Below are 24162 nucleotides of genomic sequence, written 5' to 3' on the forward strand. Positions count from 1 at the left end.
GGCTACGCGGGGGTCGTCGGGGAGTCCAGCCAGGCGTCGATCAGCTTCGTGAAGTCGCGGCCCGTCTGCTTGTTCACGAACGCGGTGAACGCCGCCCGGTCCTGCGCCGTCCCCGCGTGCTTCGACACCCACGCCCGGGCCAGGGCGAAGAACGCCGAGTCACCCAACGCCCGGTGCAGCTCGTGCAGCATCAGCGCCGGGCACACGTACACGTTGCTCTCCGCGAAACTGTCCGCCCGCGGGTTGCCGGGCGGCCCCAGCCGCTGCCGCGCGTCCGCGTCGCTCTTACGCGCCCGCCGCGCCCAGTCCTCGATGTCGTAACCGTCGCGCTCCGCCGTGTACAGCGCCTCCGCGTACGTCGCCCAGCCCTCGTTGAGCCACACGTCCTTCCACACCGCCGGGCCGACCGCGTCACCGAACCACTGGTGCGCGTACTCGTGCAGCATGATCCCGTCCAGCGCCGACACGTTCGTGCCCTGCGACAGCACGTCGCCGCCGATCGTCACCATCTGCTGCGTCTCCATCGCCGACCGCGACGGCACGATCACCGCACCCGCGCTCGGGAACGGGTACTGCCCGAACCGCGCCTCCAGCCACGCCAGCTGCTGCGGCGCCTTGCGCAGCACCGGCAGGAACCGGTCGTCCTTCCCCGGCCGCGTCCACAGCGAGATCGGCAGGTCACGCGGGCCCGTCAGCCTCGTCACCTGGTAGTCCTGCCCGACCGCCAGGGTCGTCAGGTAGGTCGCCACCGGCTGCGTCGACCTGTACGTGTACGTGCCGCCCGTCACCGGCCCCGGCGTGCCGCTCGCGACGGCCTCCCAGCCCTCCGGGACCGTGATCGAGATGTCGTACAGCGCCTTGTCCGACGGCTGGTCGTTCGACGGGTACCAGGTCGACGCGCCGAACGGCTCCTGCATCGTCCACAGCTCACCCGCGTCGGTCACCGTCAGCCCCAGCGGCTCGGCGTCACCGCGGTGCGACGGCATCGGCACCGGCGCCGGCGTCCCCTGGTACTCCACCACCAGCGTCACCGTGGTGCCCGCCGCCAGCGCCCGGTCCACGGTCAGCTTCCCGCCCGCGACCCGGCCCTGCGCCGCGACCCCGTCGACACTGGTGGAGCTCAGCGTGTACGGGCTGCTCAGGTCGAGCTTCAGGGCCGGCTCGGCGCGCAGCACCCGCAGCTTCACCGTCGCCTTCCCGGTGAGCGTCTTCGTCTGCGGCGCCCACGCCAGCGCCAGCCCGTAGTGCAGCACGTCGACCGACGGGTTGCCGTACGCCGGATAGACCGGATCGGCGACCGGGGTGGACGTGCCGTCGACGTTGCCCACCGCCAGGGGCTGCGGCGGCCGGTCCAGGTCGACGGCGCCGCTCGACGTGCAACCCGCCAGCAGGACGGCGGTGGTCAGGATGCTCAGGACGCGCAATGGAGGGCGACGCACCCGGCCAAGGATAGGACTCAGGTGCACCCGAGCGCCTCGCGCAGGGCTGCGAGGTTGCGCACCATGACCGACACGTAGTCGCTGCCCTCCTCGACGCCCTCGATCGGGTCGAGCACCGCCGCCTTCGCGCCGATCTCCTTCGCCACCGTCTCCGACAGCTTGGGACTGACCAGCGCCTCGAAGAAGATCGTCGTCACGCCCTTCTCCTTCGCCAGCGCCGCGACCTCCGACACCCGCTGCGGGCTCGGCTCCCCCTCCGGGTCCAGGCCCGAGATCGGCACCTGCGTCAGGTGATACCGGGACGCGAGATACCCGAACGCCGCGTGGCTCGTCACGATGTCACGCCGCGCGCACGTCCGCAGCCCGGCGGTGTACTCCTCGTCGAGGCGGTGCAGCTCGTCCTGCAGCTGGCCGGCCCGCGCCCGGATCGCGCCGGCGTTGGCCGGGTCGAGCGTGGCGAGCCGCTCCGCGAGCTTCCCGGCGATCTCGGCGAACCGGACCGGGTCGAGCCAGACGTGCGGGTCGTCGCCGTGGTCGGGGGCCACGTCGAACGCCTTGTCCTTCGCCTGCAGCTTGACGGCCTCGTCGACGGACGGCTGGAACCCCGACAGGTACACCACCAGGGCCGCGTCCGTGATCTGCGCCAGCTGGCTCGGCTTGAGCTCCAGGTCGTGCGGCTCCGCGCCGGCCTGGGTGAGGTTGGTGACCTTGACGTTCTCCTCGCCGAGGCGCTCCGACACGTACTGCAGCGGGTAGAACCCCGCCACGATCCGCAGCCGGCCGTCGCTCCCGCCCTGCGGGGCCTCCTCACCGCCGCAGCCGGCGGTGCTCAGCAACAGGGACCCGGCGGTGAGACCGGCGAGGACGGCGCGACGCAGCATGATCCCATCCTGTCGCCAGTTGACAATGATTGTCAAAAACGCATGGATGCCCCGACGCTCGTGGCGTGGTTCGTCCGCGTGGCCCATGTCACGGGGTGCTAGGCTTCCTAGGAACCTAGGTCTCATTGCCTTCCTCGGTGATGTCGATCCGGGCCGTCCTGCTTCGACCTGGTGACGACATCGTCTTCGAAGGGGAATCCGCCATGCTGCGTGTGCACAACTTCTGCATCTCGGTCGACGGTTACGGCGCAGGGCCGGACCAGCGGCTCGAGGACCCGATCGGCACCGGCGGGGAGCGGCTGCACGACTGGCTCTTCGAGACCCGCACCGGCCGGCAGATGTCCGGCCGCGACGGCGGCAGCGAGGGCATCGACGACGAGATGATCGCCGCCGGCCAGACCGGCCTCGGCGCGACCATCATGGGCCGCAACATGTTCGGCCCGCTCCGCGGTCCCTGGTCCCCCGGCGAGTCCTGGGCCGGTTGGTGGGGCGCCGACCCGCCCTACCACCACCCGGTCTTCGTCCTGACCCACCACGCCCGGCCCAGCATCACGATGGAGGGCGGCACCGTCTTCCACTTCGTCACCGACGGCATCGAGGCGGCCCTGGAGCGGGCCACCGAGGCCGCCGGCGGGCTCGACGTGCGGCTCGGCGGCGGCGTCTCGACGGTCCAGCAGTACCTGCGCGCCGGCCTGGTCGACCAGCTGCACGTGGCGATCATCCCGATCGTGCTCGGGCGGGGCGAGCGGCTCTTCACCGACGGCCTCACCGACGGCTACGCGTGCACGCGCATGGTCGCCTCCGACGCGGCGACCCACATGATCCTCAGCCGAGCATGATGGAGAACTGACGGGCGGTCAGGCCGAACCAGCGGTCGGTCAGCCCCTCGTCGGTCATGCCGAGACGCTTCGCGACCGCCTGCGACGCGAGGTTGTCGTCGTCCGTGAGCGCCAGGACCCGGCCGCTCGTGCGGGACAGCACCTCGCGGGCGGCGCGGGTGGCGAGGCCCTTGCCGTGGTGCGCCGGGTGCAGGTGCCAGCCGACCTCGACCTCGTCGGAGTCGGCGAGGGGCACCAGGAGGACCGTGCCCACCGGTACACCACCCTCCTCGATCGCCCAGAAGCCCCTTGGGCCGTCCTCCCGCTCGCGCATTCTGGCCAGCCTGGCGAGTGCCTCGTCGCGGTCCGCGACGACCCTGCGGGGGTGCGCGCCCAGGTGCCGCATCACCTCCCAGCGCGAGTAGATGTCGTAGAACGCCTCGACGTCGCCTTCGGTCCATCGCCGCAGCAGCATGCCCGCCATGATGGCAGGCGACCGCTCTTTGGATAGCATCGCTTCGATTTCCGCGACACGTTGCGACAGACCACGGAGGGTCGACGCTCGATGACTGTCACCGAAACCGCCCCGGCAGCCGCGCGCCCGATCCCCGTGGCGAAGGGCCGCCCCATCGTCGGCAACGTGCTGGGGCTGGCGAAGGACCCCGCGCGGTTCTTCGCCCAGGCCTACCGGGAGAACGGCCCCGTCTTCAAGATCAGGGTGTTCAACAAGTCCTTCACGGTCATCGCCGGCGCCGAGGCGGCCGACTTCATGGGCTCGAAGGAAGGCCGCGAATGCCTGCGGTCCAAGGAGTTCTGGCAGGGCTTCCTCGACGAGTACGGCGGCACCCGCACGATCCTCGGCGAGGACGGCGACAGCCACAAGGAGCTGCGGGAGATCATGCGCCGCGGTTACTCCCGCGACGCGATCAAGGGCCGCGGCAACGAGCTCGTCGAGATCACCGACCGGGTCCTCGCACGGGACTGGAAGGCCGGCGCGTCCGTCCCGGTCGTGCACGCGCTGCAGTACATGGTGACCGACCAGCTCGGCACGATCCTGACCGGCAACGCGCCCCTGGAGTACGTGCCGGACATCCGCACCATGACGCTCTACGTGCTCAACGTCCTGGTCACGAAGCAGCGGCCGAAGATCCTGCTGCAGAATCCCCGGTACAAGAAGGCCCGCAGCCGCGTGTTCGAGCTCAGCGACACGATGGTCGCTTCGCTGCGCGCGAACGCCGGCAGCAAGCCTCCGGAGGAGCGCAACCTGGTCGAGGACCTCATGGACGTGCACCTCAACCGCGAGGGTGTCCTGCCGGCCAACGATCTCGTGCTCGCGCTCACCGGCCCGTACGTCGCCGGGCTGGACACGGTCGCGAACACGACCGCGGCCTTCATCTACTCCGTCCTCAAGCACCCCTCAGTGCTCGAGCGGGTGCAGGCCGAGGCCGACGCGCTGTTCGCCGGCGGCCCGATCACCGACGACGACCTGCGCAAGATCCCGTCGATCCGGTACGCGCTGATGGAGACGATGCGGCTCTATCCGATCGCGGTCGCGCTGAACCGCACCGCGACGCGGGACTTCGAGTTCGCGGGGTACACCATCAAGGAAGGCGAGATGGTCTACGTCGGCACGACCGTGCCGCACTTCATGGAGGAGTACTACCCTTCGCCGGAGACCTTCGACATCGGGCGGTACGAGAAGCCGCGGTCGGAGCACCTGCGGCCGGGCGCGTACTCGCCGTACGGGCGCGGGCCGCACACGTGCCTCGGCAAGAGCTTCGCCGACGTGCAGATGGCGCTGTCGATGGCGCGGCTGTTCCACCGGCTGGACCTCGCGCTCGACCCGCCCGGCTACACCCTCGTGACGAAGACCGCACCGACGCCTGGGCCGGCGATGAACTTCAAGGTCAAGGTGCGCGGCTACCGCCACTGAGTTTCTTGCCGTCGTTCCTTGCCATCGTTTCCTGCCGTCTTTTTGTCGGACCCTCGGGCTAGGTTCTCTGCATGGCAACGCTGTCGTATGGCACCGCGTCCGGGCGCTGGGTCCTCACCGCGACGATCCTCGGCTCCGGCATCGCCGCGATCGATGCGACCGTCGTCGGCATCGCCCTGCCGGCGATCGGTCGCTCGTTCGACACCGACCTCGAGACGTTGCAGTGGGTCGTCACCTCCTACACGCTCGCCCTGGCCGGGCTGCTGCTCATCGCGGGCGCGCTCGGCGACCGGTATGGGCGTCGGAAGATCTTCCTCGTCGGCGTCGTCTGGTTCGCCGTCGCGTCCGTCCTGTGCGGCGCCGCGCCCGACGCGCCGACCCTCATCGCCGCCCGTGCCCTGCAAGGCGTCGGCGCGGCCCTGCTCACCCCAGGCAGCCTCGCCATCCTGCAGGCGTCGTTCCGCCCTGAGGACCGCAGCCGCGCCATCGGCGCCTGGTCCGGCCTCGGCGGCGTCGCCACCGCGATCGGCCCGTTCCTCGGCGGCTGGCTCGTCGGCGCCGCCTCCTGGCGGCTCATCTTCGCGATCAATGTCCCGATCGCCGCCGCCGTCGTCCTGCTCACCTGGCGCCACGTCCCCGAGTCCCGCGACACCACCGCCACCGGCCGCGTCGACGTGCCCGGCGGCACCCTGGTCACGCTCGGCCTGATCGGCATCACCTATGGCCTGATCGAGGGCCACTCCCTCGGCTGGACCAGCCCCCTGGTGCTCACCGCCCTCGTCGGGGGCGTGCTGATGCTCGGCGCGTTCGTCTGGTGGGAGCGCCGCACCGCCCACCCGATGCTGCCGCTGGACCTGTTCGCGTCCCCGCAGTTCAGCGCCACCAACGTCGTCACGTTCGTCGTCTACGGCGCCATCGGCGGTGCCCTGTTCCTGCTGCCGATCCAGCTCCAGCAGGTCGCCGGCTACAGCGCCCTGCAGGCCGGCGTCTCCCTCCTGCCCGTCACCGTCATCATGCTCCTGCTGTCCGCCCGCTCCGGCGCGCTCGCCAGCCGCATCGGCCCGCGCCTGCAGATGAGCGCCGGCCCCGTCGTGGTCGGCCTCGGCATGGCGCTGTTCGCCCGGATCGACGCTTCCGGCTCGTACGTCACCTCGGTCCTGCCCGCCGTCGTCGTCCTCGGCCTGGGCCTCGCCACCACCGTCGCCCCGCTCACGTCGACCGCGCTGTCCTCCGCCCGCTCCAGCCACGCCGGCATGGCCTCCGCCGTGAACAACGACGTCGCCCGCGCCGCCGGCCTGATCGCCGTCGCCGTCCTCCCCGCCGCCGCCGGCATCACGGGCACCGCCTACCTGGACCCACCCCGCCTCTCCGCCGGCTTCCACACCGCCGTCCTCATCTGCGCCGCCCTGTGCCTCCTGGCCGCCGCCGTCGCCGCCACCACGATCCGCAACCCACCCCGCCCCACGCCGGCCGCCCCCACCGCACCCGCCGTGCTGGAGAAGCCGTTGCGGCACTGCGCCGTCGACGCTCCCCCACCACCCCCGGCCTCAGCCGCCACCCCGACGACGGCCACCCACCACCACTGACCCCGCCTCGCCGGCAAGCCCTACCCGAACCCGCCTGCCGCCCTGGATCGGATCAGCCCCGACTCGCCACCGCCATCGCCGCAACCCGACCTGCTCCCATCACTGACCCCGCCCCGCCAGCAAGCCCCCGCCTGCCCTCCCCGGATCAGGTCAGCGCCGGGCCGGTCGCCTGCTGTGACGGGTCGTGGAGCCGCCTGTCCCTTGCGGGCACAGCAAGCACGTCCGCCTCGACCTGCGGCTCCGCACAGACTCCACGCTGCCGGGGCCGTGGTTGTGGTGCTGTTCCCCCAGCGGGGCCAGGCCAGTTCTCATGATCCGGTGGACCTTGTGCACCTCTGACTGCCCAAGGTCTACCGGATCATGAGGAAGGCCCTCGTTCGGCGGGCCTGCGGGCAGATCTCGGGCTCGGCGGTCAGGGGGTGAGGAGGCCTCGGAGGACGCTGCGGACGGTGCGTTCGAAGAGGTCGGAGGCGGCCGGCGGCTGGGCGGGGCCGGTGAACGCGGCCGTCAGGTTCGGGTGCGCCTGCGGGTCCACCAGGGAGAACAGCTGCGCGGCAGAGGCGCGCTTCCGCTCCTCGGCGGCCGGGTCGCCGGGCGGCGGGTTGCCCGGCACCGGCTGGGCGAACAGCGAAACCACGCCGGTCAGGACACCCATCGTCTCCATCTTCGTGCTGGCGGCGGTGGGCAGCGGCGCCATGATGGCCATGCAGCGCTCGAAGTAGTTGACGGCGCGCGGTCCGAAGGTGCCGCGGCGGGCGGCTTCGGTGAGCCAGGGGTGGCGGCGGTACAGGGCGAGTTGCTCGCGGGCGACCTCCACCAGGTCGTCGAGCCAGTCGCCGGTGAGCGGCCGGTCCAGCGGGAGCTCGGTGAGGACGGCGTCGGACATGAGGTCGAGCAGGTCGTCGCGGGACGACAGGTAGCGGTACAGCGAGCCGGCGCCCGTGGACAGGGCCGAGGCGACGGCGCGCATCGAAACCGCGGACAGGCCGCCGGCGTCTGCCAGTACAACGGCCGCCGCGACGATCTCGGCCCGGCTGTGCTGCGGGACAGGTCCCCGGGACCCGCGGTCGGGGCGGGTCCAGATCGTGTCCATGGCGACCAGCTTAAATCGCGAACGATGTTCCCGGTTCGCGCAGCGCCCAGCGGCGAGCGAGCAGGACGGCGCCGATGTGGGCGGCGACGACGAGCGCGCACTCGGTGAGCACGACCCACGGGCTGGTGCTGTAGCCGGTCAGCCGGGCGAACCCCACCGTCAGCGGGGCCGCGACGAGCGCGGCGGCCGGTATGAGGACGGCCATCGCGTTGGCGGTGTTTCCGGTGTACGGGAGATGCCGCAATCGAATCCGGACGGCCGCGACCGATCCGGTGACCGCGAACGCCACCGCGGCGCCGTAGAAGATGCCGGCAGCCAGCAGGATCGGCACCTTCACGGACCTCGGCAGGTCGAACAGGGCCACCAGCAGCGGGTGCACCACCATGGTGATCAGCGCGAAGCCGGCGGCGCCGCCGAGCAGCGCGCCGGCGATGGAGGTCCGCAGGAAGCGCAGGTACTCCCGCGGGACGCGCCGGACACCCGCCTCGTCGGCGAGCCGGCGGGCGAAGCCGGGCACGTCGGGGCCGAGGAGCTCGGCGGGCCCGATCCCGTCCTCCGCGGCGGCGGCGAGATCCGCCCTGAGGTCGGCGGCGAGGCTCGTACGGTCGGCGCCGCTCACCCCCTGCGCGCGCCAGGTGCGGTCGGCGGTCGCGATGGCGTCGTCGATGGTGTCCATGGCGTCAACTCCTCGGCGTGTCGGTGCTGGCGTCCCCGGACGCCCGGCTGGTGTCCTGGTCGGTCAGGGTGGCGTCGACGATGTCCACGAACCGCCTCCACTGCCGGCGCCACGCGTCAAGGCGCGCGGTGCCGGCGTCGGTCAGGGCGTACACCTTGCGGGGCGGCCCACTAGGTGACGCCGAGTAGCGTTCACTTGGAGTTGCAGATGTACCGCGGCGGCGGGTCGGAATTGTGTCGGACCCAACCGGTAACATCCTGAGCGTCCAGAAAATCTAGGCAAAGGTGCGCGGCAGACATGCTCGACATCGAGTTGATTCGCAAGGACCGGGCCTCCGTCGAGGCCGCACTGTCCAAGAGGCTCGATCCGTCTGAGGTGTCCCGCTCGCTGAGTGCCATCGCCGAGCTGGACAAGCAGCGCCGCGAGCTCATCGGCGACATCGACGCCGAGCGGGCCCGCCGCAAGGAGGAGGCCCGCGCCTTCGGCGCCGCGAAGGCGGCCGGCCAGGCGGTCGAGCCGACCACCCGCGACGCGAAGGCCGCGCTGCAGGAGCTCGAGGAGCGCCTCGCCGCGGTGCAGGAGCAGCTCACCACCGCGATGAGCGAGCTGCCCAACCTGCCGGCCGAGGACGTCGTGGCCGGCGGCAAGGAGGCGAATGTCGTCGTCAAGGTCTTCGGCGAGGCGCCGAAGATCGACAACGTCCGCGACCACGTCACCCTCGCCAACGAGCTGGGCCTCGTCGACTTCGAGCGCGGCGTGAAGCTCGGCGGCTCCGGCTTCTGGATCTACACGGGCTGGGGCGCCCGCCTCGAGTGGGCCCTGGTCAACTGGTTCATCGACCGCCACTTCACCGCGGGCTACCAGTTCATGCTGCCGCCGCACCTGCTGCTGGACTCGGCGGGCTATGCCGCGGGGCAGTTCCCGAAGTTCTACGACGACGTGTTCCACATCGCCACCGACGACGACGAGCGCGGCCGCTTCCTGCTGCCGACGTCGGAGACCGCGATCCTCGGCGCGTACCAGAACGAGATCTTCGATACCGCCGACCTGCCGCACAAGGCGTATGCGTACACGCCCTGCTACCGCAGCGAGAAGGCCGGCTCACACTCCGACGAGCGCGGCACCGTCCGCGGCCACCAGTTCAACAAGGTCGAGATCTTCCAGTTCACCACTCCCGAGGACGGCGAGAAGACCCTCGAGGAGATGGTCGACTACGCGGAGGACCTGGTCAGCTCGCTCGGCCTGCACTTCCGGCGCTCGCTGCTCGCCGCCGGCGACTCCAGCGCCTCGATGCGCAAGACCATCGACATCGAGGTCTGGATGCCGAGCACCGGCAAGTACAAGGAGGTCTCCTCGGTCTCCTGGGCGGGCGACTACCAGGCCCGCCGCGCCGGCATCCGCTACCGGGTCCCGGGCTCGAAGAACAACCGCTTCGTCCACACCCTGAACGGTTCCGCCCTGGCCACCAGCCGCATCTTCCCGGCGATCCTCGAGCAGTTCCAGCAGCCCGACGGCTCGGTCCTCGTCCCCGAGGTCCTCCGCGACAAGGTCGGCACCGACCGCATCGTCAAGCCGACCAAGCGACGCTGAGCTCCGGAAGCCTTCCGCTTCCCGGGCAGGTCCGGCCGGCACCGACCCGCCGGACCTGCCCGTCTACGCCCCGCCGCCCGGTGCCATGCCCATCAGCGGCCTCGCGCCATGGTTCCTGGCCGGGCCGGCTCTCCTGACCCAGCCGAGGTTCCTGGGCCGGCAGGGGTTCCTGGGCCGGCAGGTGTTCCTGGGCCGGCAGGTGTTCCTGGGCTGGCCCGGGGTTCCTGACCTGGCGGGGTTCCTGACCTGGCGGGGTTCCTGACCTGGCCGGCGCTCCTGGCCGTCTGTCGGCGTGCGTCGCAGTGCTGCCGCCCGGGCACAGGCTCGTCCAAGTTGGCCTGGATGCTGAACGGGCCTCGCGCCGCTCTTCTCTAGCCCGCCCCGCCACGCGTCACGTTTCCCCACGCCGCCGGGTCGCACTCCCGGGGCGTCGGGCCCTCCTCCTGCGACGCCGGCGCACTGCGCGGCGGAGCGCCTTCCGCCCCAGTACACGAGCGCGTCCTCGGCGAGGTACTGGGACGGAGGCGGCGTCCGTGGTTACAGGAGCTCGCCGAGGGCCTCGATGAGCAGCCAGACGCCGAAGAGGACGAACAGGGCGGCGGCGCCGTACTTGATGGTGCGTTCCGGAAGGTGCTTGCCGAGGAGGCGGCCGGCGAGGATGGCGAGGGCGTCGGCGGCGACCATGCCGATGGTGGAGCCCAGCCAGGTGCCGAACCAGCCGTGCTGGGTGGCGAGGGTGATGGTGGCGAGCATGGTCTTGTCGCCGAGCTCGGCCAGGAAGAACGCGACGCCGACGGTGAAGATGGCGGACCGGGTGGTGGGCTGGTTGACCTTGTCGCGCTCCTCGTCGGTGAGGGAGTCGCCGCGCAGCGTCCAGGCGCCGAACGCGAAGAAGGCGAGCGCCGCCACCAGGGAGATCCAGGCGGTCGGGAGGGCGGCGCCCAGACCGTACCCCACGGCGACGGAAACCAGGTGGACCAGGGCCGTGGCGACGGTGATACCGATCAGGACCGGAACGGTCTTGAACCTGGTGGCGAACGTCAGCGCCATCAGCTGCGACTTGTCGCCCAGCTCGGCGACGAAGATGACGCCGAAACTGATGGCCAGGGCAGCGAGGAAACCGCTCATGTGGTTGCAGATACCTTCCCGGAGATGGCCGGGAGGAGGGCACGGACGACCTCGACCCGGCTTGTTCAGCCTGAGTCGAAGGTCTCGTCCGCCCTGTGCGGCACCGGACGGGTCCGGACGCCATGAACACTGGGCCGCGTGGCCGGGGACGCGAGCGCCCCAGTATGTCGACCACGCAGTTGGAGGACTACTCCCCTTCGCGCTCCACCAGGGTAACCGACGGAGACGTCAGCGCGCGCAGCGTCCGCACGTGCCGAAGATCTCAAGCGTGTGGCTCACGTCGGTGAAGCCGTGCTCCTCGCCGATGCGGTCCGCCCAGCGCTCGACGGCGGGTCCGAGGACCTCGACGGTGCGCCCGCAGCTGCGGCACACGAGGTGATGGTGGTGGCGGTCGCTGCAGCGCCGGTACCGGGTGTCGCTGCCCGGGACCTGCATGACGTCGATCTCGTTGGTCTCGGCGAGCAGCTGCAGGGTCCGGTAGACGGTGGTGAGGCCGACGTTGGCGCCGCGTTCACGGAGCATGACGTGCAGCTCCTGGGCGCTGTGGAACCCGTCGACGTTGCTGAGCAGCGTCATCACGGCGTCACGCTGGCGGGTGTTGCGCCGGGCAGGGTGCTGCTCCACGTCGTTCACCCGAAAAAGCTTAGCGTGACCTCACCAAAGCGCTGCAGCGGAGCCGAGAGCCAGCTGGAGCGGCGGCGAAAATTGTCGTACCTGCGCGGTACCGTGCCGTCGTGGAGATTCGCCTTGAGGTCGACGACGAGGAGTCGTTGCGTCAGCTGTACCAGTGGCTGCGCGACGACGAGATCATTCGCACGGTCCGGGTGAGCCTGACGCCGACGGCGCCCCGGCCCGGGGAGATGGGCGGCGCGTTCGAGGTCGTCAACGCCCTGGTGAGCAACGGCATCGCGCTCGGCGGGCTGCTGATGGCGGTGGTGACGTGGCGCGGGACCCGGCCCCGGCCGCCGCGGGTGCGGATCCGGCGCGGCGACGTGGTCGTCGAGCTGGATGGCTCCTCCTCCCCCGAGGACATCCGGCGGATCGTCGAAACGCTCGACCCACCGGCCGCACCCGATCAGGACCCGGCGTAGGCGATGCGCGCGTCGCGGCTCATCTCGCTCGTGCTGCTGCTCCAGGCAGGCGGCACGGTGACGGCGGCTGAGCTGGCCGAGGCCCTGGAGGTCTCCGAGCGCACCATCTACCGCGACATCCTCGCCCTGTCCGCAGCCGGCGTTCCCGTGTATTCGGAACAGGGCCGCGCCGGTGGATACCGGCTCCTCGACGGGTATCGCACGAAGCTCACCGGTCTCAGCCGCGCCGAGGCGGAGGCGCTGTTCCTGTCGGGGCTGCCCGGCCCGGCCCGTGACATGGGCCTCGGCGACGTGCTCGCCGTGGCTGAGCTGAAGGTGGCCGCGGCGCTGCCCGCCCCGATCCGCGACGCGTCGAGCCGCGCACGGCAGCGGTTCCACCTGGACGTGCCCGGGTGGTTCGAGGACCCGGCCCAGCCGCCGCCCTGGCTGGCCGACCTGGCCCGCGCCGTCTGGGACGACCGGGTCATCCAGCTGCGGTATGAGCGCCGCGCCGGCCGACCCAACCCGGGCGGACACGCCGACTCAGGCGGGCGCACCGACTCGGGCGGGCGCACCGACTCGGGCGGGCGCACCGACTCGGGCGGGCGGACCGACTCGGGCGGGCGGACCGACTCGGGCGGGCGCACCGACGACCGCACGGTGGCCGGGCGGCGGGAGGTCGTCGCGCGGACCGTGGAGCCCTACGGGCTAGTGCTCAAGAACGGAGGGTGGTATCTCGTCGGGCGCGTCGCCGGCGACCTGCGGGTGTACCGGGTGGACAAGATCGCCGAGCTGACCGTCGACGAGACGGGGTTCACGCGGGACGTGGAGTTCGACCTGGGCGCGTTCTGGGCGGAGCGCGCCGACGAGTTCGTGCGGCGGGTCCTCGCCGAGCGGGTCACGATCAGGCTCACGCCGGCCGGGCTGCGGACGCTGCGGCACGCGGTGGAGGCCCTCGCGGTGCGGGAGGCCCACTTCCACCCGCCCGACGAGCAGGGCCGGGTGGTGGTGGACCTGCCCGTGGAGTCGGTCGCCGTGGCGTACACACAGTTACTGCGGCTCGGGCCCGACGTCGAGGTGCTCGAGCCCGAGCCGTTACGCGACCTCATGCGCAGCGCCGCCGACAGGATGGCTGCCCTCTACCGGCCGCCGGAGCAGCCGAACGCCGTCGCGCCTGGCGAGTCCGGTGGCGACGACGCAGACGTAGGCGACGCGGCGTAGGGCACCCACGCCTCCGGCGTGCGGTGGAGGTCGGACCCGTCACGCAAGACCGCGCGCCCGAAGCAGGCGGGACAGCCCCACCAGCAGCGAGCGTGAGGGCAGGTCGGACCTGTGACCCACGGCCGCGTGAGGGACAGGCACGGCCGCGATCGCAACGGACGAGATGGCGGCCCTCCACCGGCAGCAGCCGGTCCCGGCAGATCCCGGGCAGCGCCCCGCGGGCAGGCGACCCACGGCAATTCGGCGCGGACCGGATCGGGCGGCGCCGGCCACCCGACGGGGACCCGGGGCAGCGCTCCACCGGCAGCCAGCCAGCCACCGCAAACCGCGGACAGTTCGCCACCAGCGGTCGTCACGCACCGAGCGCTGGCAAGTAGCCGGTCAGCGCAAACCCCGGAAGCGGCCACCGTCGCCGGTCAGCGCAAACCCTGGAAGGCAGGCCACCGCCGCCCCGCCACCGCGACCTCCAGGACAGCGTGCGGCTACCGGTAGCCGGTGGCATCGGCGGGCTTGCCCGGTTCGTGGACCTCGCGGAAGTAGCGCCACCAGTCGGGGCGGCTGCCGTCGAGGTCGGTGAAGCCGTACACCTGCGACAGCTGGCCGCTGGACAGGGACTGGCCGGTCCAGCGGGCGACGTCAGGGTCGGCGGCGAGGGCGGCGACGGCGCGGCCGACGTACGCCGGGGACTCCGAGATGACGAAGTGTGGTTCCTTGGCCGTCGCGTCGAGCCAGTTGGACTCGGTGACGCCGAAGTGGTCGAGCATCTGCTCCGAGCGCAGCCAACCGGGGGTGAGGGAGACCGCGGTCGCGCCGTGTGGGCGTAGTTCGTGGGCCTGGGCGAACGCGAGTCGCAGGACGGACATCTTCGCCAGGTCGTAGAAGAACGAGACGCGGTAGTTGTCCAGGTTGTACGCGAGGGTGCCGTCCGTCATCTCGACGACCAGGCCGCCGGGGTTGCGGATGAGGAGGGGCAGGGCGTGGTAGCTGGTGATGATGTGCGTGTCGATCGCCAGGCGCAGGATGTGCAGGCCGGTGTCGAGCGAGTCCTCCCACAGCGGCTTGTCCCAGGTGAACAGCTTCTCGGCGCCCCAGATGTCGTTGACGAGGACGTCGAGCCGGCCCTGCTCGGCGTCGATGCGGGCGACGAGCGAGCGCACCTGGTCGGGCACCAGGTGGTCGACCTGCACGGCGATCCCGGTGCCACCGGCGGCGGTCACCAGCTCGGCGGTCTCCTCGATGGTCTCGGGCCGGTCGATCTCGGAGGGTTGCTCGCGGGTGGTGCGTCCCGTCGCGTACACCGTGGCGCCCGCCGCGCCGAGCTGCACCGCGATCTGCCTGCCCGCGCCCCTCGTCGCGCCGGCGACCAGGGCGACCTTGCCTTTCAGTGGTTGTTCCATACAGACGACCGTGCCAGAAAAACCTGACAACCCGTGTCCGACTTCAGAGAAGGCCGACTTCAGAGAAGGCTCTTGCCGGCGGTGCGCGGGCGGGGGACGCCGTCGACGGAGACGCAGATGCCGTACACCTTGGCGTGGCCGGTCCAGCCGTTGACCCGGCCGCGGTTGTTGCTGATCTGCACCCGGCGGGCCGCGGCGTCGACGGCGGACACCAGGTGCAGGTACACCGTGCCGGCCACCTTCGCCAGGACGATGTCGCCGACCTCGACCAGCGCCGGGTCGACCGGATTGACCGTCACCAGCTGGCGGCTGCGCACCAGCGGCACCATCGACGACCCGCTGGGCCGGAACTGCACCGTCGCGCCGCCGGCGACCCGGGCGGCGACCATGTCGAGAGCACCCATCGTGCCCGTCAGCATGCACCCGCCCGCGCGGCGGCGTCGAGCGAGAATGGCGACCGTGAGCGTTGAGATCTCCGGTCCCGCTGTTCCTGCTGTACTTGCGGCGCCCCTCGCCGTCGCCGGGTGCGCGACCGCGGCCGTGACCATGTGCCTGGAGGCGGCCGCGGACCTCGCCGAGGCGCGCACCGGCCACCGCCCCGCCGTTTCCCTCGACACCGGGCACGTCGCCGCGGCCGTCCGCGCCGAGGCGCTGCTGCGGGACCCGGAGGGGCGCGGCATCGACGGGTTCGCGCCGCTGTCGCGCCTGTGGCCCGCCGCCGACGGCTGGGTCCGCACCCACGCCAACTACCCGTGGCACCGCGCCGCACTCCTCACCGCCCTCGAAGCGGAGAGCGCGGATGTGGAGAGCGTGGCCGAGACGATCGCCGGAATGCCCGCCTTGATGGTGGAGCGTCTGGTGTACGAGGCGGGCGGCCTCGCCGTCGCCGCCCGCCTACCAGGCGAACTGCCGGGACCGAACGGCCCACTGGTACGCGCCACACCCCTCGGCACCGCGACCGGGCGGGCAGAGGGCACCGGTGCGCGAGGGCCGCTGCCGGCCGCCGGGATCCGGGTCCTCGACCTGACCCGGGTCATCGCCGGTCCCGTCGGCACGCGGATGCTCGCCGCGCTCGGCGCCGACGTCCTGCGGATCGACCACCCCGCGCGGCCCGAGCTGCCCGGGCTCGCCGTCGACGGGGTCCTCGGGAAGGCCAGCGCGCTGCTGGACGCCGGCGAGGACCCGGCGACGCTGCACAGGCTGCTGGACGGCGCCGACGTGCTCGTCACCGGGTACCGGCCGGGCGCCCTCCGCCGGCTCGGCCTGGACGCCGACCAGATCGCCGAGCGGCACCCCGGCACGGTCGTGGTGACGCTGTCCGCGTGGGGCACCGGCGGGCCGTGGGGCGTGCGGCGCGGCTTCGACAGCCTGGTCCAGGTCGCGACCGGGATCGGATGGCTGACCAGGGACGCGTCCGGCCGGCCCGGGGCGCTGCCGTGCCAGCTGCTCGACCACGCGACCGGATACCTCGTCGCCGCCGGAGCCCTGGCCGCCCTCGCCGAGCGGGCGCGCACCGGGGTCGCCGCGCACGTCGAGGTGTCCCTGGCCCGGACCGCCGCCTGGCTGATCGGTGCGCCGCTCGACGGGACGCCACCGGTGGAGACGCCGGTCGCGCCGCACCTGGTGCCGCTCGGCAACGGCTGGACCGGCGTCGCCCCGCCCGGCGCGCTGGACGGCGTGCCGCTCAGCTGGCCCCGCCTGCCCCCGTCCTACGGAACCGCACCCGCCACCTGGAGCTGACCACCCCGCCACCCCGGCCGCCACGGAAAGCCCCGCAACGACCGCCGCGGAAGCCCACCCCGGTCGCCACGGAAGCCCCACCCCGGTCGCCGCAGAAGCCCCGCGACGGCCGCCACGGAATTCGCCGCAGCGGCCGGGTGGAAGCGCCTGCCGCCACCGCGTCGAGTCGCCACGAAGGACTCCACGAGCACCCGGCGGGCGTTCCTACAGCGCCGCGGGCTGGAGTGCGGCGGCCTTCGACGCGAGCTCGTCCATCGCCTGCAGGACCGCGGCCGCGGACGCCGGGGTGACGTGGGCCGTGTCCAGGTACGCGGTGAGCCGCAGCGCCTCGGCGCCGTCGCTGGTCGCGTCGTCGACGTGCACGAACAGCGGCTCGAACGTCGGCGCCTCCTGCGCGGCCACCCACCGGAACGCCGCCGGCGCGTCAGGGGCGGGACCGGCGCCGCGGCGGTCGTTGAAGTAGCAGCCGAGCTCGATCGGCGCGCCGCGCTCGCGGCCGACGCGGTCGACGAGGTCGGCCATCTCCGCCTGGTGGAAGTACGCGTACTTGTACGCCGACAGCGCCGCCCGGCCCGCCCGGGGCAGCAGGTCCTCGAACGAGCCGCCGCCGACGTCGATGCGGAACAGGCCGGCCTGCGCGAGGGTGCAGACGACGTCGGCGAGGCCGGGCCTGAACCGGTTGCTGGTGATCGGCCGGATCACCACCGGGTCGACGCCGAGGACGCCGTGCAGGGCGGCCGCGTACAGGGTGAGCAGCACCGTCGCGGGCTCGACGCCGCTGCGGTCGCTGATCGCCCGCACCGCCGCCGGCAGCGACGGGGAGGTGAGCTCGCCCTGCCGGTACCGTGGCGAAACCACCTCGGCGGGCGGCGGGAACCTGACCGGGTCGACGTCCCGGACGATCCGCTCCCAGTGGCGCTGGGCGTGCTCGTTGTGCCGGCGGCCGGCCGGTGACGTCTGCCATCCGGCCTGCGCGAGGGGCTGCAGCCCGGCGACCGGCGTGGCGGTGCGGGCGGCGACCTCGGTCATCATCGTGACGGCCCCGGCGGCGTCGGTGACGAAGTGGCTCACCAGCAGCACCACGTGGGTGAGCCGGCCGCCCTGCCGGACGACGGCGTACCGCACCGGCCACTCGGCGGCGAAGTCCATCGGCGTGTCCCTGAGCCGCTCGTGCACGGCCGCGGCGACCAGATCCGCGCTGTCCGGTCCTGCGCCGGTCCCACCTGCGTCATTGTCGGCGTCGGTACCGACGTCGTGGACCTCGACCGTGAGCTCGCCCGACGCGTGCACGACCTGCTCGGGCCGGCCGCCGGCGCCGGTGTGCACCCGGGTCCGCATCGGCTGGTAGCGGCCCATCAGGTACCGGACCTCGTCGACGACCTCGTCGAGCGTCGTCCCCTCGGGCAGCGGCCGGACCCCGCCGAGCGGCAGCCAGGTGCCCTGCTTGACGATCGCCGACCAGTTCTCCAGCTGCCCCCATGACAGCGGCCCGGTGCCGGCGCCGTCACCTTCGAACCGCACGACCACCCGTTCCGGCGCAACAACCATCGCCGGCCCTCCTCAGTTTTCGACTTTCGGCGGCAAAGTTTCCACATAGTGCCGCAAGAAGTCCTCATCCACCATTACCCATCGAGTCGATTGACCCCGAGGGGCACTATCAGGGAGAACCCCGGATGTGTCGCCCGAATCCGGAGAGAATCATCGACATCGATTCATAACCGGCGCCGTCCACGGGGAGGCAACGATGAAGAGGCTGGTAGCGCTCGCGGCGGTGGTCCTGCTCACGGCGTGTGGCGGGTCGAAGGACCCGGAATCGGCACCGTCGGCCGCGGCGCCGGCGAGCGGGGCGCACAGCGGGCACCTCTCCGCGCCGCCCGCCGAGCCGCTCCGGGCCGGGGAACGCTTCCAGAGCCTGTCGATGCCGGCGTCGTACACGCCGAAGGCACCCAACGGCGGCACCGACGAGTACCGGTGCTTCCTGGTCGACCCGAAGCTGACGAGCGAGGCGTACCTGACGGGCAGCCAGTTCCTGCCGCAGAACGCCGACATCGTGCACCACGCGATCTTCTTCCGCATCGCGCCCGGCTCCGCCGACGAGGCCCGCAGGCTCGACGCCGGCACGCCCGGCGACGGCTGGACGTGCTTCGGCGACTCGGGCGTCGAGGGCGACACGTGGGTCGCGTCCTGGGCACCGGGCGCCAACGAGACGCTCCTCGCGCCCGACCTCGGCTACCAGATGCCGCCCGGCAGCCTCATCGTCATGCAGATCCACTACAACCTGCTCGCCACCGGCGGCCCGGCGGGCGGCGCGGACCGGTCGAGCATCCGCCTGCGGCTCAACGACACCACCTCGGCGATGACACCGCTGCAGACGTCGCTGCTGCCGGCGCCGATCGAGCTGCCGTGCACGCCGGCCGAGTCGGGCCCGCTGTGCGACCGCGCCGCGGCCGTCGCCGACGTCGGCAAGCGCTTCGGCGAGGAGATCGGCGGCCAGGCCGACCGGCTGCTGCGGCTGTGCGCGAAGGGCGCCCCGCCGGCCGCGGGCCCGACCCAGCACTGCGACCGCCCCGTGCCCGGCAGGTCCACGGTGTACGCGGTGGCCGGCCACATGCACCTGCTGGGCCGGTCCATCAAGATCGAGCTCAACCCCGGTCGGCCCGGCGCGCAGACGCTGCTCGACGTCCCCCGGTACAACTTCGACGACCAGGCGATCCACCCGCTCGCCAAGCCCGTCGTCCTGCAGCCGGGCGACACGCTGCGGGTCACCTGCACCCACGACGCGGCCCTGCGCGGCCAGCTGCCCCAGCTGAAGGGCACCGCGCCCCGTTACGTGGTCTGGGGCGACGGCACCAGCGACGAGATGTGCCTCGGCCTCGTCATCATGACTCCCAGTGCCTGACGTCCGACCGCCCCTCGGCGGGGGACGGTCACACGCTGCGGGTGACGAGGACGGGGCTCGCGGCGTGGTGGACGATGAGCTGGGTGCGGGGGTTGGGGCGGGGGTTCTCGAACCAGCTGTCCCGGTGCGCGCCCAGGACGAGCAGCAGGGCGGCGTCGGCGGCGCCGGTGAGGGCCTCCACGACCGGCTCGTCGGAGCCGGCGAAGCTGGCGTCGACGTCGCCGTGCCCGCGCAGCCACGGGGTCAGCTCGGCGTGGACGGCGGCGTGCGACCGGGCCCGCCCGGCGTGCAGGGCGACCATCGGGACGTGCCGGGACAGGGCCTCGTCGTAGGCGAACTCGAGCGCGCGCCAGGCCGACGGTGAGCCGTCGACGCCGACCACGACCGGCGCGGTGCCCGGCAGGGCCGTCATCGGGTCGGCGCCGGGGCCGGCCAGGTCCGGGCCTGGCCGGCCACCGACGTGCCGCCCGCCGCGGCGCGGGACCGCGCTGACCGGCCCGGGCCCGTACCTCGTCTGGCCGTTCCCGGCCGTGGCGCGACCGGCACCGCTGCCGAAGTGGGGTGACAGCTCCGGCATGCTCAGGAACTGGCTGGGTTCGGGCAGCTCGGGGGTCGGGGGTCCGGCGGCGGACTCGGGGATCCAGCGTTCGCCGCGGTTGACGACGAGGACGGGGCAGTGGGCGTACGCGGCGAGCTGGGCGCAGACCGACGAGTTCAGCTGGCCGCCGTCGTGCGTCCTGCCGCCGATCGCCACCAGGCTCGCCGACCGGGACTGCTCCTGTAGGACCCGGCCCGGCCGGCCGCCCACCGTGACCGTCTCCACCGAGATGCCCGGCTGCCAGGCCCGGGCGTCGTCGGCCGCGTCGAGGACGATTCCCTGCCCGTCGGCGTGGCCTTCCCAGCTCATCGCGTGCACGATCCGCAGCGTCCGCCCGTGGCGGGCGGCCTCGTCGGCGGCCCACCGGACCGCGCCGAGACTCGCCATGGACCCGTCGACGCCGGCGACCACTGGTCTGTCCATGCATCCAACGTCCCTCGCCGGACCGGCATCGACCACCCCTCGGGATGAGGAAACCGGCCCGGACGACGGGTGGGCGCGGACCCGCAGGGCCCGCCTAGTCCTCGGCCTTCTTGCGGCGGCGGGGGCGGCTGGCGCGCTTGCGGGGCTTCGGGTTGCCGGAGGCGAGCCTGGTGTAGGTCAGCATGTTGGCCAGCCCGATGCCGATCGTCGCGAACAGCACCTGGATGCCCAGCTCCCACCAGCTCCACTCGATCTTCCAGAGCTTCACGAGGGCCTTGTCGTCGACGTTGACGAGCTCGGCGACCAGCGTGCCGAGCAGGGCCGCGCCCACGCCGATGAGGAACGTGATGAACAGGCCGATCGACTGGCGGCCCGGCAGGACCAGCCGGCCGAGGACACCGATGAGCAGACCGATCGGGATCGCGCTCAAAAAGTCGTTGATGTGCATGGCACCCGCGCTCCCCTCGCGTTGAAGCAATCGACCGGCACCGTACACGTCCGCGGCAAGATCCGCAGGATTGGGAGCAGCTACCGGCGGCCGCCCATCTGCCACGGGTGGATCTCGACCTCCTCGTAGCCGTCCGGCAGGAACGACCCGTCGGCCCGCGACGCCTCGACCAGCACGGCGGTGCCGAGCCAGCCGCCGTCGTCGTGCGAGAACAGCTCGCCGCGGGCCAGGGTGCCCGGCCTCGGCGGCACGGCGGCGGAAGGGGACGCGCCGGGGGTGGCGTGGCCGATGAGCAGGAAACCGGAGCCCTCGCCGGAGGCGTGCTGCCACATGGTGCCGCCGAGGGTGTCCTCGTACCGCAGCAGCAGGACGGGATCGTAGACGCCGGCCCGGTAGTTGGGCTCGTCGAACGCGAACGCCCGGGCGGCGGCCAGGTCCGGCAGGTCGACGATGTGGATGCTGCCGGTCGCCTCGCTGCGGTCCTCGCTCAGCGTCGGGCCGCGGGCGGTGAGCTCCTTGACGTAGCCGTCCATGTACGCCCAGTGCTTCTCGACGAGCTCCTCGCGCAGCGGCCCGGTGCCGGGAACGTCGATGCCCCATACGAAGTGCAGCATGGTGCCGCAGTCTTCCATGCCTGTTAACCGGGCAGATGCGCGGCCAGCACCGTGGCGCCTTCCGGGTCTGTATCGGTGGTCAGCCGGCCGCCGTGCCGGGCGATGATGGCGCGGCACAGCATCAGCGCGGTCGAGTCGTGCCGGACACCGTCGCCGGTCAGCAGGGACGACGTGAAGAGCCGGTCGCCGCCGCGGCCGCCGATGGGCACGGTGACCCGCCAGCCGCTGCCGGTGGCCGTGACGCCGACGGTGAGCAGCGCGCCCGGCTCGGCCGCGGCGAGCCCGATCCCGATCATGGCGTCGACCAGCCGGCGCAGCAGCACCCGGTCGCCCTGCACCGTGGCGTCGGGGTCGGCGTGGGCGGTCAGGTGCACGGCGGCGGCCTTCGCGGCACCGGTCCAGCCGGACAGCGCCTCGGCGACGATCCTCTCCAGTTGCACTTTCTCGCCGGTACCGGTGGGCGCGGCGTTCTCGATGCGGGCCAGCTCCGTCACGTTGTCGATGAGGCCCAGCAGCCGCTGTGCGTTGCGGGCGACGGCCGCGACCGGCACGGCGAGCGGGTCCGGCTCGGTCACCTCCTCGCCGAGCAGCTCCGACATCGCGGCGATCGACGTGACGGGGGTGCGCAGCTCGTGCGACACGGCCGCGGTGAACTCGGCCTTCATCGCGACCAGCTCGGCGAGGGCCCGGTTCTGCCGGCGGAGCCTGGCCCGGTCGGCGATGCGGTGCGACACGTCCCGCAGCACCAGGCAGCGCCCCTCGTGCGGGGTGCCGGGCAGCAGCGGGCCGCTCCAGCTCCACTCGACGACCAGCCCGGGCCGCGGCGACCAGCGCCCGCTGTCCTCGGCCGCCATCGCCGCCGCGACGGTGTCGCCGACCTTCTTCCCGGTCGCCTGCTCGCCGAGGAGGTCGCGGGTCGCCTGGTTGGCCGCCACGACGGTGCCGTCGGCGCTGGTGACGAGCAGCCCGGTGCCGAGCTGGTCCAGCGCCGCCGCCAGCAGCTCCGGATCGACCGTCATCCTCTTGACCCGCTTTACGTCGCTTTGCCCCGTTAGTGAGCTTAAGTGACGGCCACCCGACCGCGCGTGGCGATTGACACCCGCCGACGGACGCCCATACGGTTCGAGCCACCATGACGCACCTCGGCGGATCGTCCAAGCTGCTCAGGGCCATGAACGACGCGGCGGCCCTGAGTCATGTCCTCGAACGCGGCCCACTCACGCGCGGAGACCTGCGTGAGCTCACCGGCCTGTCCAAGCCCACGATCTCCGAGGCGCTGCGCCGGCTCACCGAGGCGAAGCTCGTCACGGTCGTCGGCTACGTCAGCGCCGGCCCCGGCCCCAACGCCGAGGTGTACGCGGTGAACCCCGACGCGGCGTACTCCGTCGCGCTGTCCGTGCGCGACCGGACCTTCGGCGAGACGTCCGACTCGTCGCTGCCGGCCGTCACGGCCGCGGTCACCGACCTCGCGGGCGCCGTCCGCGGCCGGCTCGACCTGGCTGTGGACTTCACCCGTACCGACCCCGTCTCCGCCGTCGTGGACGCCGTCCAGGACGTGTGCAAGGAGGCCCGGATCGCGCCGGATCCCGTCGCGCAGGTGCAGATCGCGGTCGCCGGGTCGTTCGACCCGCGCACCGACGTCCTGCACCACGTGGAGGTCCCCGGCTGGAGCCGCCCCGGGCTCATCGACGACCTGCGCCGCCGCCTCGGCGTCCCCGTCGGCGTCGACAACGACGTCAACCTGGCCGCCGTCGCCGAACGCGCCCACGGCGCCGGCCGCGACGCGGAGAGCTTCGCCCTGCTGTGGCTCGGCGAGGCGGGCCTCGGCCTCGCCATCGACCTCGGCGGCACCCTGCTGCGCGGCGCCCGCGGCGGCGCCGGCGAGATCGGCTACATGCCGATGATGCTGCCCGGCGTCACCGGCGGCCGCGGCTTCACCGGCCGCGTCGACTTCCAGGATCTCGTCGGCGGCGGCGCCGTGCTCGACCTCGCCGCCGAGTACGGCATCCGGGAGCGCACCGCCGCCGGCACCATGGCCACCGCCGTCGCCCGCGCCGCCGACCGCGACGAGGCCGCCCGCAGCTTCGTCACCACCCTCGCCGGCCGGATCGCGATCGGCCTGTCGGCCGTCGTCGCCGTCCTCGACCCGCCGCTCGTCGTCATCGGCGGCGAGGTCGGCCAGGCGGGCGGCCCCGTCCTGAGCACCGCGGTCGCGACCGCCCTGGCCGAGGCGGCGCCGCTGGAGACGTCGATCGCCACCAGCACCCTCACCGACGACGCCGCCCTCCTCGGCGCCCAGGAAGCCGGCCGCTCCGCCGTCCGCGACTCGATCCTCGCCACCCTCCGCCGCCCCTAATAAACGAGAAACCTCCGCAACCGAGCACAACCCGCCTCACTATCGGACATTTCGGACCTGCTCAGCGCCCGATTCCATGATCCGGAAGACTTCTTGCCGCCAGAGCGACACAAAGTCTTCCGGATCATGAGGAACCCACCACTGAGCCCGGACCATTCGCTTCCGATGCCGGACATTTCGGAATTGCGCGCGGAGGAGGCCACAATTCAGGGTCACTGCGCCTACCGACTCCATGATCCGGTAGACCTTATG

25 protein-coding genes are annotated in these 24162 nt (G+C 72.4%); 10 read left to right on the forward strand and 15 right to left on the reverse strand.

The genetic code is table 11. From position 1 onward, the window contains the following. Positions 1 to 2: 2 nt before the first annotated feature. Complete coding sequence (locus ACQEVZ_RS53655) at positions 3 to 1439, reverse strand: M1 family metallopeptidase (protein ID WP_433383479.1); 1437 nt, start codon at positions 1437 to 1439, stop codon at positions 3 to 5. A 17-nt stretch (positions 1440 to 1456) separates the two neighbouring features. Further along, positions 1457 to 2320, reverse strand: coding sequence for a metal ABC transporter substrate-binding protein (locus tag ACQEVZ_RS53660; protein ID WP_433383481.1), 864 nt, complete (start codon positions 2318 to 2320; stop codon positions 1457 to 1459). Between the two features lie 203 nt (positions 2321 to 2523). Between ACQEVZ_RS53660 and ACQEVZ_RS53665 the strand changes: the two genes are divergently transcribed. Continuing rightward, positions 2524 to 3159 carry a dihydrofolate reductase family protein gene (locus tag ACQEVZ_RS53665; protein ID WP_354892707.1) on the forward strand — a complete coding sequence of 212 codons (636 nt, stop codon included), beginning with the start codon at positions 2524 to 2526 and terminating at the stop codon, positions 3157 to 3159. Here the strand turns inward: ACQEVZ_RS53665 and ACQEVZ_RS53670 are convergent. Then, positions 3146 to 3613: a GNAT family N-acetyltransferase gene (locus tag ACQEVZ_RS53670; RefSeq protein ID WP_433383484.1), complete on the reverse strand. Its 468-nt coding sequence runs from the start codon at positions 3611 to 3613 to the stop codon at positions 3146 to 3148. The two genes, ACQEVZ_RS53665 and ACQEVZ_RS53670, sit on opposite strands and share 14 nt — an antisense overlap. Before the next feature lie 90 nt (positions 3614 to 3703). On the opposite strand from ACQEVZ_RS53670, the gene ACQEVZ_RS53675 reads away from it, so the two are divergent. Together ACQEVZ_RS53675 and ACQEVZ_RS53680 are read left to right on the forward strand one after the other, a co-directional pair. Then, positions 3704 to 5071 (forward strand): cytochrome P450, encoded by a 1368-nt coding sequence (locus tag ACQEVZ_RS53675; protein WP_433383486.1) that lies wholly within the window; start codon positions 3704 to 3706, stop codon positions 5069 to 5071. A 71-nt stretch (positions 5072 to 5142) separates the two neighbouring features. Then, positions 5143 to 6657, forward strand: a complete 1515-nt coding sequence (locus ACQEVZ_RS53680) for a DHA2 family efflux MFS transporter permease subunit (RefSeq protein ID WP_433383488.1) — start codon at positions 5143 to 5145, stop codon at positions 6655 to 6657. Between the two features lie 412 nt (positions 6658 to 7069). Here the strand turns inward: ACQEVZ_RS53680 and ACQEVZ_RS53685 are convergent, their stop codons facing one another. Genes ACQEVZ_RS53685 through ACQEVZ_RS53695 form a run of 3 tightly spaced genes read right to left on the reverse strand, consistent with a single transcriptional unit; the run spans position 7070 to position 8580 of the window. Further along, a complete protein-coding gene (locus ACQEVZ_RS53685; RefSeq protein ID WP_433383490.1) occupies positions 7070 to 7750 on the reverse strand; it encodes a TetR/AcrR family transcriptional regulator in 681 nt (226 codons plus the stop codon). 10 nt (positions 7751 to 7760) lie between these two features. Next, a complete protein-coding gene (locus ACQEVZ_RS53690; RefSeq protein WP_433383492.1) occupies positions 7761 to 8426 on the reverse strand; it encodes a hypothetical protein in 666 nt (221 codons plus the stop codon). A gap of 4 nt (positions 8427 to 8430) precedes the next feature. After that, positions 8431 to 8580, reverse strand: a complete 150-nt coding sequence (locus ACQEVZ_RS53695; RefSeq protein WP_433383494.1) for a hypothetical protein — start codon at positions 8578 to 8580, stop codon at positions 8431 to 8433. A gap of 143 nt (positions 8581 to 8723) precedes the next feature. Here ACQEVZ_RS53695 and serS point away from each other — a divergent pair, with 143 nt between their 5' ends. Next, positions 8724 to 10016 (forward strand): serine--tRNA ligase, encoded by a 1293-nt coding sequence (serS, locus tag ACQEVZ_RS53700; protein WP_354892723.1) that lies wholly within the window; start codon positions 8724 to 8726, stop codon positions 10014 to 10016. An 85-nt stretch (positions 10017 to 10101) separates the two neighbouring features. Further along, positions 10102 to 10278, forward strand: coding sequence for a hypothetical protein (locus ACQEVZ_RS53705; RefSeq protein WP_433383496.1), 177 nt, complete (start codon positions 10102 to 10104; stop codon positions 10276 to 10278). A gap of 275 nt (positions 10279 to 10553) precedes the next feature. Here ACQEVZ_RS53705 and ACQEVZ_RS53710 read toward each other — a convergent pair whose 3' ends face one another. Next, positions 10554 to 11144, reverse strand: coding sequence for a TMEM165/GDT1 family protein (locus ACQEVZ_RS53710; protein WP_344498102.1), 591 nt, complete (start codon positions 11142 to 11144; stop codon positions 10554 to 10556). Positions 11145 to 11372: 228 nt separating this feature from the next. After that, a complete protein-coding gene (locus ACQEVZ_RS53715) occupies positions 11373 to 11777 on the reverse strand; it encodes a Fur family transcriptional regulator (protein WP_344498100.1) in 405 nt (134 codons plus the stop codon). A gap of 101 nt (positions 11778 to 11878) precedes the next feature. Here ACQEVZ_RS53715 and ACQEVZ_RS53720 point away from each other — a divergent pair, with 101 nt between their 5' ends. Both ACQEVZ_RS53720 and ACQEVZ_RS53725 read left to right on the forward strand, forming a co-directional pair. Beyond that, the gene (locus ACQEVZ_RS53720; protein ID WP_360561491.1) at positions 11879 to 12235 is read left to right on the forward strand and encodes an effector-associated constant component EACC1; all 357 of its coding nucleotides are present in this window, start codon (positions 11879 to 11881) and stop codon (positions 12233 to 12235) included. 3 nt (positions 12236 to 12238) lie between these two features. After that, positions 12239 to 13435, forward strand: a complete 1197-nt coding sequence (locus tag ACQEVZ_RS53725) for a WYL domain-containing protein (protein ID WP_433383499.1) — start codon at positions 12239 to 12241, stop codon at positions 13433 to 13435. Positions 13436 to 13917: 482 nt separating this feature from the next. Here the strand turns inward: ACQEVZ_RS53725 and ACQEVZ_RS53730 are convergent, their stop codons facing one another. Then, complete coding sequence (locus tag ACQEVZ_RS53730) at positions 13918 to 14832, reverse strand: SDR family oxidoreductase (protein WP_344498094.1); 915 nt, start codon at positions 14830 to 14832, stop codon at positions 13918 to 13920. Positions 14833 to 14891: 59 nt separating this feature from the next. Further along, on the reverse strand, positions 14892 to 15236 hold the full coding sequence (locus ACQEVZ_RS53735) for a hypothetical protein (RefSeq protein ID WP_433383502.1): 345 nt from the start codon (positions 15234 to 15236) through the stop codon (positions 14892 to 14894). Positions 15237 to 15291: 55 nt separating this feature from the next. Here ACQEVZ_RS53735 and ACQEVZ_RS53740 point away from each other — a divergent pair, with 55 nt between their 5' ends. After that, positions 15292 to 16572, forward strand: a complete 1281-nt coding sequence (locus tag ACQEVZ_RS53740) for a CoA transferase (RefSeq protein WP_433383504.1) — start codon at positions 15292 to 15294, stop codon at positions 16570 to 16572. A gap of 204 nt (positions 16573 to 16776) precedes the next feature. Here the strand turns inward: ACQEVZ_RS53740 and ACQEVZ_RS53745 are convergent, their stop codons facing one another. Next, entirely contained in the window at positions 16777 to 18120 is a 1344-nt protein-coding gene (locus ACQEVZ_RS53745) for a condensation domain-containing protein (protein WP_433383506.1), read from the reverse strand. 196 nt (positions 18121 to 18316) lie between these two features. Between ACQEVZ_RS53745 and ACQEVZ_RS53750 the strand changes: the two genes are divergently transcribed. Then, a complete protein-coding gene (locus ACQEVZ_RS53750) occupies positions 18317 to 19471 on the forward strand; it encodes a monooxygenase (protein ID WP_344498086.1) in 1155 nt (384 codons plus the stop codon). 28 nt (positions 19472 to 19499) lie between these two features. Here ACQEVZ_RS53750 and ACQEVZ_RS53755 read toward each other — a convergent pair whose 3' ends face one another. The 4 genes from ACQEVZ_RS53755 to ACQEVZ_RS53770 form a co-directional block, all read right to left on the reverse strand. Further along, positions 19500 to 20492, reverse strand: coding sequence for a universal stress protein (locus tag ACQEVZ_RS53755; RefSeq protein ID WP_433383508.1), 993 nt, complete (start codon positions 20490 to 20492; stop codon positions 19500 to 19502). 94 nt (positions 20493 to 20586) lie between these two features. Beyond that, positions 20587 to 20940 carry a GlsB/YeaQ/YmgE family stress response membrane protein gene (locus ACQEVZ_RS53760; RefSeq protein WP_344498082.1) on the reverse strand — a complete coding sequence of 118 codons (354 nt, stop codon included), beginning with the start codon at positions 20938 to 20940 and terminating at the stop codon, positions 20587 to 20589. A gap of 80 nt (positions 20941 to 21020) precedes the next feature. Next, positions 21021 to 21554, reverse strand: a complete 534-nt coding sequence (locus ACQEVZ_RS53765; protein ID WP_354892742.1) for a YciI family protein — start codon at positions 21552 to 21554, stop codon at positions 21021 to 21023. Between the two features lie 23 nt (positions 21555 to 21577). Continuing rightward, positions 21578 to 22573 carry a sensor histidine kinase gene (locus ACQEVZ_RS53770; protein ID WP_433383511.1) on the reverse strand — a complete coding sequence of 332 codons (996 nt, stop codon included), beginning with the start codon at positions 22571 to 22573 and terminating at the stop codon, positions 21578 to 21580. Positions 22574 to 22686: 113 nt separating this feature from the next. On the opposite strand from ACQEVZ_RS53770, the gene ACQEVZ_RS53775 reads away from it, so the two are divergent. After that, a complete protein-coding gene (locus ACQEVZ_RS53775; RefSeq protein ID WP_354892748.1) occupies positions 22687 to 23910 on the forward strand; it encodes an ROK family transcriptional regulator in 1224 nt (407 codons plus the stop codon). The last annotated feature ends 252 nt before the right edge of the window (positions 23911 to 24162 follow it).

The sequence above is a fragment of the Dactylosporangium sp. CA-152071 genome, assembly GCF_050936335.1.
Taxonomy (GTDB): domain Bacteria; phylum Actinomycetota; class Actinomycetes; order Mycobacteriales; family Micromonosporaceae; genus Dactylosporangium; species Dactylosporangium maewongense.